Below are 10,635 nucleotides of genomic sequence, written 5' to 3' on the forward strand. Positions count from 1 at the left end.
ACCCCGGCCCCTGCGCAGGCCGGGGCGTCCGCGGACGCCCCGGCCGCAGCCGCCGGGCCCCAGCGCTGCGGCCTGGTGGCCATCGTCGGCAAGCCCAACGTGGGCAAGTCCACGCTGCTGAACGCCCTGGTCGGCCAGAAGATCAGCATCACCTCGCGCAAGGCGCAGACCACGCGCCACCGCATCACCGGCATTCGCACCGAGGGCGCGACGCAGTTCGTCTTCGCCGACACGCCGGGCTTCCAGACCCGCCATTCCACCGCGCTGAACAAGTCGCTGAACAAGGCCGTGATGGGCACCATCGGCGACGTGGACGTGGTGATGCTGGTGGTGGAGGCCGGCCGATTCACTCCGGCCGATGCCAAGGTGCTGGGCCTGCTCAAGCCGGGCATCCCGGTGGTGCTGGTGGCCAACAAGCTGGACGAGGTGGGACGCCGCGCCGAACTCGCGCCCTGGCTGCAGGAGGTTGCGGCCAAGGCGCAGTTCGCCGAGATCGTGCCCATGTCGGCCAAGAACCCCAAGGACGTGCAGCGCGTCTTCGGCATCCTCGAGAAGTACCTGCCCGAGCAGCCCTGGTTCTACGGCGAGGACGAGCTCACCGACCGCAGCGAGAAATTCCTGGCTGGCGAGACGGTGCGCGAGAAGCTGTTCCGCTTCACCGGCGACGAACTGCCCTACACCTCCACCGTGGTCATCGACAAGTTCGAGGAGGAGCCCAGCCCCAAGTTCGGCCGCATGGTGCGCATCGCCGCCACCATCGTGGTCGAGCGCGACGGCCACAAGGCCATGGTGATCGGCGAGAAGGGCGAGCGGCTCAAGCGCATCGGCATGGAGGCGCGCCAGGAGCTGGAGAAGCTCATGGACTGCAAGGTCTTCCTCGAGGTCTGGGTCAAGGTCCGATCCGGCTGGGCCGACGACGAGGCGAGGGTGCGCAGCTTCGGCTACGAATGAAGAGGGCGGGCCGGCCATGGTGACGCGCCGCACGGCCGAGGAGCCGGCCTACGTCCTGCACCGCTACGACTGGAGCGAGTCCAGCCTGATCCTGGAGGTGTTCACCCGCGAACACGGGCGCATCGCCCTGGTTGCCAAGGGCGCCAAGCGGCCCAGCTCCAACTTCCGCCCGGTGCTGCTGCCCATGCAGCCGCTGCGCGTCGCCTTCGGCGGCGATGCCGAGATCCGCACCCTGAAGTCGGCCGAATGGGCCGGCGGCCAGATGATGCCCACCGGCGAGGCGCTGCTCTCGGGCTACCACCTGAACGAGTTGCTGCTGCGCCTGCTGGCGCGTGACGACCCGCACCCCCGCCTCTTCGACGCCTACGCGGAAGCGGTGCGCGTGCTGGGGTCGGGGCAGGGCCAGGCCGAACCCTCGCTGCGCGATGCGATGGAGCCGGCGCTGCGGGCCTTCGAGCTCATCCTGCTGCGCGAGGTGGGCGTGCTGCCCGCCCTGGACAGCCAGACCCTGACCCTGGCGCCGCTGCAGCCGGACGGCACCTATGCGCTGCTGCCGGAGGCGGGGCTGATCGCGGTCACGCCCGAGGAGGGCCGCCCCTGGCTCTCGGGCGGCGAGTGGCTCGCGCTGGAGCAGGCCCTGGCCGACCCGGCGCCCTTCGTCGCCACGCTGCGCCAGGCGGCGCACAGCATGCCTGGCCTCAAGGCCTTGCTGCGGCCGCTGCTGCACTACCATTGCGGCGTGAACACGCTGCGCACCCGGCAGCTGATGATCGACCTGCACCACCTATGAACTCCCGCACCGCGCTCTCCGTCAACCTCAACAAGGTCGCACTGGTGCGCAACACCCGCCACCTGGGCATCCCCAGCGTGACCCGCGCCGCCGCCCTGTGCCTGGGCGCCGGGGCGCAGGGCATCACGGTGCACCCGCGCCCGGATGCCCGCCACATCCGCGCCGACGACGTGCATGCGCTGCACGCGCAGCTCGCGCAGGAATGGCCGCAGGCCGAGTTCAACATCGAGGGCAACCCCTTCCACAACCTGATGGACTTCGTGCGGCGGCTGCGTCCGCAGCAGGCCACCTTCGTGCCCGACAGCGAAGGCCAGTTCACCAGCGACCACGGCTGGAGCTTCCCCGAGGACCTGCAGCGGCTGCGGCCGCTGGTCGCCGAGACGCGCGAGCATGGCGTGCGCGTGAGCCTGTTCATGGACCCGGTGCCCGAGGCCATGGCCCATGCCCGGGCCGTGGGGGCCGACCGCGTGGAGCTCTACACCGAGGGCTACGCGCGCGCCTTCGGAACGCCCCGGCAGGAGGCGGTGCTGCGCCAGTACGCGCTGGCCGCGCAGGCGGCGCTGGACGCGGGCCTGGCCGTGAACGCCGGCCACGACCTGAACCGCGAGAACCTCACGCTGTTCCTGGCCACGGTGCCCGGCGTGAGCGAGGTCTCCATCGGCCATGCCTTCATCGCCGACGCGCTGGAGCTGGGCTACGCGGCCGCCACCCGCGCCTACCTGGACTGCATCGCCCGGGCCTTCCCATGATCGTGGGCATAGGCACGGACATCTGCGACGTGCGGCGCATCCGGGCCTCGTACGAGCGCCACGGCGAGCGCTTCCTGGACCGCGTGCTGGCCGAGGGTGAGCGCCGCGTGTGGCGGGCCCGCAGCGCCCGCTGGCCGGACCGCGGCCTGCGCTTCCTGGCGACGCGCTTCTCGGCCAAGGAGGCCTTCAGCAAGGCGGTGGGCCTGGGCATGCGCATGCCCATGGCCTGGCGCCTGTGCGAGATCGCCAACCACGCAAGCGGCCAGCCCTACATCGTGCTGCACGGCGGCCTCAAGGACTGGTTCGAGGCGCGCGGCCTCACGGCCCACGTCACCGTCACCGACGAATCCGATTACGCCGCCAGCTTCGTGGTGGTCGAGAAGAAAGACAGCGCATGACCCTGCACGCCCCCATCCTGCTGGACATCGCCGGCACCTCGCTCAGCCGCGCCGACCGCAAGCGCCTGAAGCATCCGCTGACCGGGGGCGTGATCCTGTTCGGCCGCAGCTGGGTGGACCGCGCGCGCCTGGCGGACCTGTGCGCGGACATCAAGTCCGTGCGCGAGGACCTGCTCATCTGCGTGGACCACGAGGGCGGTCGCGTGCAGCGCTTCCGCACCGACGGCTTCACCCACCTGCCCCCCATGCGGGCCTTCGGCGAGCTGTGGATGCAGGACGCTCTGGCCGCCACCAACGCCGCCACGGCGGCCGGCTTCGTGCTGGGCGCCGAGTTGCGCGCCTGCGGGGTCGACTTCAGCTTCACGCCGGTGCTGGACCTGGACTGGGGCGAGAGCGGCGTCATCGGCGACCGTGCCTTCCACAAGGACGCGCGCGTGGTGACCCTGCTCGCCAAGAGCCTGATGCACGGCCTGCTGCGCGCGGGCCTGGCCAACTGCGGCAAGCACTTCCCCGGTCACGGCTGGGTGCGCGCGGATTCGCACACCGACATCCCGGTGGACGAGCGCGGCCTGGACGCGATCCTGGCCGACGACGCGGCGCCCTACGGCTGGCTGAACACCGTGCTCACCGCCGTGATGCCCGCCCACGTGGTGTACCCCGCGGTGGACGATGTCCCGGCCGGCTTCTCGCGCCGCTGGGTGGAGGACATCCTGCGCCGGCGCCTGGGCTTCCTGGGCGCGGTGGTCAGCGACGACCTGAGCATGGAAGGCGCGCGGCAGGTCGGCGGCCGGTCGGTGAGCTTCACCCAGGCCGGCGTGCTCGCGCTCAATGCCGGCTGCGACCTCGCGCTGCTGTGCAACCAGTCGGTCCAGAGCCCGGACGGCCAGGCGGTCGACGAGCTGCTGGACGGGCTGGCCGAGGCCCAGCTCAAGGGGCGCTGGCGCCCCAGCGAGGTCTCGGAGGCGCGCCGCCTGGCCCTGCTGCCACGCGGCAAGGCCCTGGGCTGGGACGCGCTCATGGGCGACGCGGCCTACATGCAGGCGCTGGACCTGCTGCCCTGAAGCGCAGTCGCGCGGCCGGCCTTCAGGCGTCGCGCACGTCGCCCAGCGGGTTGGCGCCGAAATCGGGCCGCGCCAGGTAGGCCAGCACCTTGCGGGCCGCCTCTTCGGGCGAGGCCAGCAGGCCCTTGTCCTTGAAGCCGATGAAATTGGCGATGTCGGGAAACGCGCCGGCGTCGGCGCCGCGCAGCTGCACCTGCATGTCGGTGTCGATCACGCCCGGCGCGAGCGAGCACACGCGCGCGCCGTTCGGCCGCTGGGCCTCCTCGAGCGCGACGCAGCGGGTGAACAGGTCCATGCCGGCCTTGGCGGCGCAGTAGGCCGCCTGCGAAGCCATGGGCCGCCGGCCCAGCCCGGAGGAGATGTTCAGCAGCCGGCGCGTGCCCGTCCAGTGCGCCGTGGCGCGCAGGAAGGCGCCGGCCAGCAGCATGGGCGCCTCCAGGTCGACGCGCAGGGCGGCCGCCAGGTCGGCCGCGGGGATGTCGCCCAGCGGCGCGATGGCGGGGATCAGCCCGGCGTTGTTGATGAGGGTGACGCTGGCGTAGCGCTGCGGGCCGATGTGGCCCAGGAAGGCGGCCAGCCGCTCGCACAGCGGGGCGGCGTCCGCCAGGTCGTGCGCCCACTGTTCGCACAGGGTGCCGCGCGCGGCGGCCAGGGCATCCAGTTCCGGGGCCGGGCGGCGGGCGATGGCGACCAGGTCGTGCCCGGCGGCCACGCACTGGCGGGCCATGGCCAGGCCCATGCCGCGCGAGGCGCCGGTGAGGAGGGTGAGGTGCTGCGTGTCCATGCGGACAGTGTAGGCCCGCGCCTCACTCGCTGATGCGCCGCCCCTCCTCGACCTGGTACTCGAAGTAGCGCTGGAAGCTGAAGGCGATGCTGGCCATCAGCACGCCCGTGCCGATCATCAGCGAGAGCGCGATGGCGAAGATGGTGCTCCAGCGCGTGCCGCCGGCCGGGGCGTCGGCGGGCGCGCTGCGGTTGAAGCGGCCGTTCCACTTCTCCGGCGTCATCAGGCCGTAGACGATGGCCGTGAGCGAAGTCGCGGCGATGGTGAAGCCCAGCAGCGGCACCAGCAGCCAGCTCAGGGTGTCGTCGACGCCGTACTGCTGGATGCGCACGATGCCCCAGACGCCCAGCAGGCTGGGCACCGGCAGCAGCCAGCCCAGCGGGTCACGCCAGCCGAACAGGTAGAAGCGGTGCAGGCCGAGCGGGCCGCCCAGGAATGCGAGCCAGGCGCAGAGGGTCTTGTTCTTCATGCCGCATTGTCCACGGGCGGCGTGCGGTCGCCGTCGCCCAGTTCGCGCTCCATCAGCACGATGTCCAGCCAGCGGCCGAACTTCCAGCCGCAGGCGCGCACCACGCCCGCCGGCGTGAAGCCGCAGGCGCGGTGCACGCCGATGGAGCCGGCGTTGCCGCTGTCGCCGATCACGGCGATCAGCTTGCGCAGGCCCGCTGCCTGCGCCTGGGCCACCAGCGCGTCCATCAGCTGGCGCCCCAGCCCGCGGCCGGCCGCGTCGGGGTGCATGTAGATCGAATCCTCGGCCGAGAAACGGTAAGCCGGCCGCGGCTTGAACCACTGGCAGTAGGCGAAGCCCAGCACCTGGCCCCCGTCGCCTTCCAGCACCAGGTAGGGCAGGCCCTTGCCCAGCACGTCGGCCCGGCGCGCCGTCATGTCGGCCTCGGTGGGCGGGGTGGTCTCGAAGGTGCCCGTGCCGTGCAGCACGTGGTGGGCGTAGATCGCCGTGATGGCAGGCAGGTCGGCGTCCTGGCTGGGGCGTATGCGGGTCATGGAAGGCTCGGGGTATAATCTTTGGCTCTGCGACGTGTCGCTGGCCGGGTGGCCACAGCGCGTGTCTCAACGTCGCACCCTGCGGCTGTTCCCGATGTCGGGGCCAGCCGGACCACCCAAGGATAAATCATGGTCGTCATTCGACTCTCCCGCGGCGGCTCCAAAGCCCGTCCGTTCTTCAACATCGTGGTCGCTGACAAGCGCACCCGCCGCGATGGCGCCTTCATCGAGCGCCTGGGTTTCTACAACCCGATCGCCAAGGGTGGCGAGGAAGGCCTGCGCATCGCCCAGGACCGCCTCACCTACTGGAAGGGCGTCGGCGCCCAGGCCTCGCCCACGGTCGAGCGCCTGATCCGCCAGGCTGCGGCCAAGACCGCGGCCTGAGCCCGGCAGTCCTGATGGCCCTGGAGGCCGCCGAACTGCCCGCCGATGCGGTCGAGGTCGGCCGCATCGCCGATGCCTGGGGCATCAAGGGCTGGTTCAAGGTCATTCCCCACAGCGCTTCGCCCGAAGCGCTTTTTTCTTCCAAGCGCTGGTACCTGCTGCCGTCCGAACGCGGCGCCCGTACCTTCGTCGGCCCCGTGCTGCTCAAGGTGCGCGAGGCCAAGGAGCACGCCGACACCGTGGTCGCCACCGCCCACGAGGTCGAGGACCGCAACGCGGCCGAGGCGCTGCGCGGCGCGCGCGTCTTCGTCGCGCGTTCCAGCTTTCCGACCGCGGGCGAGGACGAGTACTACTGGGTCGACCTGCTCGGCCTGGACGTGGTCAACCGCGAGGGCCTGGCCCTGGGCCGCGTTGCCGAACTGCTCTCCACCGGCCCGCAGACCGTGCTGGTCCTGGCCTGGGAAGAAGACGGCAAGCCGCGCGAGCGCATGATTCCCTTCGTCGCCGCCTACGTCGACGACGTGGACCTGGCCGCCCGCCGCATCACCGTGGACTGGCAGCCGGACTACTGAAGGCCGGCCGTGCGCTTCGACGTCCTCACGCTGTTTCCCGAGCTCTTCGCGCCCTTCCTTCAGGCGGGCGTGACGCGCCGTGCCTACGAGTCGGGCCAGGTGCAGGTGCAGCTGTGGAACCCGCGCGATTTCGCCGAGGGCAACTACCGCCGCGTGGACGACCGCCCCTTCGGTGGCGGCCCCGGCATGGTCATGATGGCCGAGCCCCTGGCCCGCGCCCTGGCCACGGTGCGGGCGGCGCGTGGCGACGACGGCGCGCCCGTGCTGCTGTTTTCTCCCATCGGCGAGCGCCTGGACCATGCCGGCGTGGAGCGCTGGGGCGCCGGCCCCGGCGCGATCCTGGTGTGCGGCCGCTACGAGGGCATCGACCAGCGCTTCATCGACCGCTTCGTGGACGTGCAGCTCAGCCTGGGCGACTTCGTGCTCTCGGGCGGCGAGATCCCGGCCATGGCCCTGCTGGACGCGGTGGCCCGGCTGCAGCCCGGCGTGCTGGGCGACGAGGGCAGCCACCAGGCCGACAGCTTCAACCCGGCGCTCGACGGACTGCTGGATTGCCCGCACTACACCCGGCCCGAGGTCTGGGACGGGGTGGCCGCGCCGGCCGAGCTGCTGTCCGGCCACCATGCCCAGATCGAGCGCTGGCGCCGCGACCAGCGGCTCGCCCTGACGGCGGCGCGGCGCCCGGAGCTGCTGGACGCGGCGCGCTCGGCGGGCCGGCTTTCCAGGGCGGACGAGGCCCTGCTGGCCAAGCTGGGCAAAAAGCATTTATAATCAAAGGCTTTTCCGGATCCTCTACCCGGCCACGGCATGCAGCAGCGCTGCAAACCCCACCGGTTGCCGTCTTTAGCGCAGCGCGGGCACGATCCACTAGGACCGACATGAACCTGATCCAGACCCTCGAGCAAGAGGAAATCGCCCGCCTGGGCAAGAAGATCCCCGAGTTCGCCCCCGGCGACACCGTGATCGTCAGCGTCAACGTGGTTGAAGGCAACCGCAAGCGCGTGCAGGCCTACGAAGGCGTCGTGATTGCCAAGCGCAACCGCGGCCTGAACAGCGGCTTCACCGTGCGCAAGATCTCCAGCGGCGAAGGCGTGGAGCGCACCTTCCAGACCTACAGCCCGCTGATCGCCGGCATCGAAGTCAAGCGCCGCGGCGACGTGCGCCGCGCCAAGCTGTACTACCTGCGCGAGCGCAGCGGCAAGTCGGCGCGCATCAAGGAAAAGCTCAGCTACAGCAACAAGGCTGCCGCTGCCGCCGCCGCGGAATAAGCTTTCTCCCCCGCGCGAAGACCGCCGCCGGCCCTGGGCCTGCGGCGGTTTTTCACTTTCAAGGAGTGCCATGAGCGAATCCCCCAGCGGCCGGCCCTGGACCCCGTTGTCAAAGCTGCCCCACTTCGACCCGCGCGCCGTGCCCGCGGTCGCCACCGATTCGCAGCTGCCGGCGGTGCCCCACGAACGGCTCACGCCCCAGGCCCTGCGCGAGCGCTTCCGCAACCCGCGCCCCTGGACGCCCGAGCTGCGCCAGGAGCCCGCCTTCAGCGACCGCGCGCCGGCGGCGGCCTCGGTGCTGGTGGGCATACGCATGGGCGAGCGGCCGCGCATCCTGCTGACCGAGCGCACCACCCACCTGTCCACGCACTCCGGCCAGGTGGCCTTCCCGGGGGGCAAGCGCGACGCCACCGACCGCGACGCCGCCCACACCGCGCTGCGCGAGGCGCAGGAGGAGGTCGGCCTGGACCCCTCGCACGTGGAGGTGCTGGGCGAGATGCCGACCTACACCACGGGCACCCGCTTCATCGTCACCCCGGTGGTGGCCCTGGTCGCGCCGCACGCCCCGCTCATCACCAACCCGCACGAGGTCGCCGATGCCTTCGAGGTGCCGCTGGACTTCCTCATGAACCCGGCCCACCACCACCGCCACCGCATGGAGGTGGACGGCCTGCGGCGCGAATGGTTCTCCATGCCCTGGATGGACGGCGAGCTCGAGCGCTTCATCTGGGGCGCCACGGCCGGCATGCTGCGCAACCTCTACCGCTTCCTCGCCGCCTAGGGCCGCGGCTATCATGCGCGCATGAGCTTTTTCGCCATCCTGTTCGCGCTCTTGATCGAACAGGTGCGGCCGCTGGCCCGTGACAACCCGATCCACGCCCTGCTGCGGACCTGGGCGCGCTGGGCCAACACCAACTTCGACGCCGGCCGGCCCCAGCACGGCTGGATCGCCTGGGCGCTGGCGGTGCTGCTGCCTTCGCTGGGCGCGGTGGCGGTGCACTGGCTGCTGCTGCTCTTCGCCGGCTGGCCCTTCGCCGTGCTGTGGAGCGTCGCCGTGCTGTACGTGACGCTGGGCTTCCGCCAGTTCAGCCACCACTTCACCGGCATCCGCGATGCACTGGACGCGGGCGACGAGCCGCTCGCCCGGCAGCGCCTGGCGCAATGGCAGCAGGTCGACGCGAGCGAGTTGCCGCGGCGCGAGATCGTGCGCCACGTGATCGAGTATTCGGTGCTGGCCGCGCACCGCCATGTGTTCGGCGTGCTGGCCTGGTTCTCGGTGCTGGCGGCGCTGGGGCTGGGCCCGGGCGGCGCGGTGTTCTACCGCATGGCCGAATTCGTCAGCCGCTACTGGGGCCAGCCGCGCGCCGGCATGCAGCCGACCAGCCCGGCCCTGCGGGACGCCGCCCGCCGCGCCTGGCGCGCCGTCGACTGGCTGCCCGCGCGCGCGACGGCGCTGGCCTTCGCCGTGGTTGGCAGCTTCGAGGAAGCGATCGACTGCTGGCGCAACTACGCCCAGCGCTTTCCCGACGACAACGACGGCGTGATCCTGGCCGCCACCTCGGGCGCGGTCAACGTGCGGCTGGGCGGCGAATCGCTCAAGTCGGTCGAGGCCGGGCCGCAGGGCCTGAGCATGGAGCCGGGTGCGCCCCTGCCGGCGATCGAAAGCACCCCCGGCCGGGAGCCCGAGCTGGGCCACCTGCGCATCATCGTCGGCCTGGTGTGGCGCTCGGTGGTGCTGTGGATGGTGCTGCTGGCCCTGCTCACCCTGGCCCGCCTGATCGGTTGAGGTCCGCGCGCCGCTGGCGCAGCACGCGCCAGCGCAGGCGCAGCAGGCCGATCGCGTAGCCGATCGAATAGCCCGCGAACAGGCCCACGGGCGCCAGCGTCCAGGGGCTGAAGGTGAAGCTGTCGTGGCCACCGGCCAGCGGCAGGCCGTGCAGGAGCAGCTCCCCCACGCGCCACAGCACGCGCAGCAGGAAAAGCGAGGACAGCACGATGCCCAGCGGCGCATGCGGGATGTACCAGATGGCGACGCCGGGTTCCACCTGCACCTCGGTGCGGCGCAGGCCGTAGAGCGAGAGCAGGCCGCCGCAGGCCAGGCCCAGCGCCAGCCAGGCCGTTGCCGCGCCCTGGCCGGCCACGCGCGCCGCCATCACCAGCAGCGCGAGCAGCAGACCGAACACCGCCAGGCTGACCCAGGGCCGCATGCGCGAGAGGCGCTGGCGGCCCACCATGCGCCTGAAGCGCGCGACCACGCGCCAGGCGATCAGAGGCAACAGGGCTAGCAGGGCAAAGGTCTGGTTGTCGGGGGCGGCCATGGCGGGTAGGGGCTCAGTCGGTGCGGGTGAGGGCCGCGCCCAGCATGCCCAGCCCGGCGGCCAGGAGCAGCACGTCCATGAGGGTGCGGAAACGCTCGGGCGCCATGTGGCGCACCACGCGCCGGGCGATGAAGGCGCCGGCCATCAGCGAGCTGCCCACGATCAGGCCCTGAACCAGGGCCTGCAGCGGCAAGGCGCCCAGCGAGCGGAAGGTCAGGGCCTTGGCAAGGTGGGGTCGTCTTGTTGGTCGTGCGTTTTAGGACGCTAGCGAGACCGAGCATTCATGCGGGTTCGCGGGGTGGTGCCCCGCTGCAGGCCGCATGAATACTGGATTCTCTGACCCCCCCAACCACATCCT

The 10,635-nt window shown here is 71.5% G+C and carries 16 protein-coding genes; 11 read left to right on the plus strand and 5 right to left on the minus strand.

What is annotated here, in order from left to right; all coding sequences use genetic code 11:
• Window positions 1-72: 72 nt before the first annotated feature.
• The 5 genes from era to nagZ are packed head-to-tail and all read left to right on the plus strand — an operon-like array spanning window position 73 to window position 3,949.
• Entirely contained in the window at window positions 73-951 is an 879-nt protein-coding gene (gene era / locus IM725_RS18655; protein ID WP_193782157.1) for a GTPase Era, read from the plus strand.
• A 16-nt stretch (window positions 952-967) separates the two neighbouring features.
• The gene (recO, locus tag IM725_RS18660) at window positions 968-1,741 is read left to right on the plus strand and encodes a DNA repair protein RecO (RefSeq protein WP_193782142.1); all 774 of its coding nucleotides are present in this window, start codon (window positions 968-970) and stop codon (window positions 1,739-1,741) included.
• Window positions 1,738-2,490, plus strand: coding sequence for a pyridoxine 5'-phosphate synthase (locus IM725_RS18665; RefSeq protein ID WP_193782143.1), 753 nt, complete (start codon window positions 1,738-1,740; stop codon window positions 2,488-2,490). The genes recO and IM725_RS18665 overlap by 4 nt, the downstream gene beginning before the upstream one ends.
• Window positions 2,487-2,888, plus strand: a complete 402-nt coding sequence (gene acpS, locus IM725_RS18670; protein WP_193782144.1) for a holo-ACP synthase — start codon at window positions 2,487-2,489, stop codon at window positions 2,886-2,888. The genes IM725_RS18665 and acpS overlap by 4 nt, the downstream gene beginning before the upstream one ends.
• Window positions 2,885-3,949: a beta-N-acetylhexosaminidase gene (nagZ, locus tag IM725_RS18675; protein ID WP_193782145.1), complete on the plus strand. Its 1,065-nt coding sequence runs from the start codon at window positions 2,885-2,887 to the stop codon at window positions 3,947-3,949. Before acpS ends, nagZ begins: the two co-directional genes overlap by 4 nt.
• 22 nt (window positions 3,950-3,971) lie before the next feature.
• Here nagZ and IM725_RS18680 read toward each other — a convergent pair whose 3' ends face one another.
• Genes IM725_RS18680 through IM725_RS18690 form a run of 3 tightly spaced genes read right to left on the minus strand, consistent with a single transcriptional unit; the run spans window position 3,972 to window position 5,735 of the window.
• Entirely contained in the window at window positions 3,972-4,733 is a 762-nt protein-coding gene (locus tag IM725_RS18680) for an SDR family NAD(P)-dependent oxidoreductase (protein WP_193782146.1), read from the minus strand.
• Between the two features lie 22 nt (window positions 4,734-4,755).
• Window positions 4,756-5,202 (minus strand): TM2 domain-containing protein, encoded by a 447-nt coding sequence (locus IM725_RS18685; protein WP_193782147.1) that lies wholly within the window; start codon window positions 5,200-5,202, stop codon window positions 4,756-4,758.
• Window positions 5,199-5,735, minus strand: a complete 537-nt coding sequence (locus IM725_RS18690) for a GNAT family N-acetyltransferase (RefSeq protein WP_193782148.1) — start codon at window positions 5,733-5,735, stop codon at window positions 5,199-5,201. Before IM725_RS18690 ends, IM725_RS18685 begins: the two co-directional genes overlap by 4 nt.
• Before the next feature lie 129 nt (window positions 5,736-5,864).
• Between IM725_RS18690 and rpsP the strand changes: the two genes are divergently transcribed.
• From rpsP to IM725_RS18720, 6 genes are all read left to right on the plus strand, one after another.
• Window positions 5,865-6,119: a 30S ribosomal protein S16 gene (gene rpsP, locus IM725_RS18695; RefSeq protein WP_193782149.1), complete on the plus strand. Its 255-nt coding sequence runs from the start codon at window positions 5,865-5,867 to the stop codon at window positions 6,117-6,119.
• 14 nt (window positions 6,120-6,133) lie between these two features.
• Window positions 6,134-6,691 carry a ribosome maturation factor RimM gene (gene rimM / locus IM725_RS18700; RefSeq protein ID WP_193782150.1) on the plus strand — a complete coding sequence of 186 codons (558 nt, stop codon included), beginning with the start codon at window positions 6,134-6,136 and terminating at the stop codon, window positions 6,689-6,691.
• 9 nt (window positions 6,692-6,700) lie between these two features.
• Complete coding sequence (gene trmD / locus IM725_RS18705) at window positions 6,701-7,462, plus strand: tRNA (guanosine(37)-N1)-methyltransferase TrmD (protein WP_193782151.1); 762 nt, start codon at window positions 6,701-6,703, stop codon at window positions 7,460-7,462.
• A 107-nt stretch (window positions 7,463-7,569) separates the two neighbouring features.
• Complete coding sequence (gene rplS, locus IM725_RS18710) at window positions 7,570-7,959, plus strand: 50S ribosomal protein L19 (protein ID WP_193782152.1); 390 nt, start codon at window positions 7,570-7,572, stop codon at window positions 7,957-7,959.
• Between the two features lie 70 nt (window positions 7,960-8,029).
• Window positions 8,030-8,740 (plus strand): CoA pyrophosphatase, encoded by a 711-nt coding sequence (locus IM725_RS18715; RefSeq protein WP_193782153.1) that lies wholly within the window; start codon window positions 8,030-8,032, stop codon window positions 8,738-8,740.
• 21 nt (window positions 8,741-8,761) lie between these two features.
• Window positions 8,762-9,745: a CobD/CbiB family protein gene (locus tag IM725_RS18720; RefSeq protein ID WP_193782154.1), complete on the plus strand. Its 984-nt coding sequence runs from the start codon at window positions 8,762-8,764 to the stop codon at window positions 9,743-9,745.
• Here IM725_RS18720 and IM725_RS18725 read toward each other — a convergent pair.
• Window positions 9,720-10,277 (minus strand): hypothetical protein, encoded by a 558-nt coding sequence (locus tag IM725_RS18725; RefSeq protein WP_193782155.1) that lies wholly within the window; start codon window positions 10,275-10,277, stop codon window positions 9,720-9,722. The genes IM725_RS18720 and IM725_RS18725 overlap by 26 nt on opposite strands.
• A 13-nt stretch (window positions 10,278-10,290) precedes the next feature.
• The gene (locus IM725_RS18730; RefSeq protein ID WP_193782156.1) at window positions 10,291-10,470 is read right to left on the minus strand and encodes a hypothetical protein; all 180 of its coding nucleotides are present in this window, start codon (window positions 10,468-10,470) and stop codon (window positions 10,291-10,293) included.
• Window positions 10,471-10,635: the final 165 nt, after the last annotated feature.

The organism is Ramlibacter aquaticus (assembly GCF_015159745.1).
GTDB lineage: Bacteria > Pseudomonadota > Gammaproteobacteria > Burkholderiales > Burkholderiaceae_C > Ramlibacter > Ramlibacter aquaticus.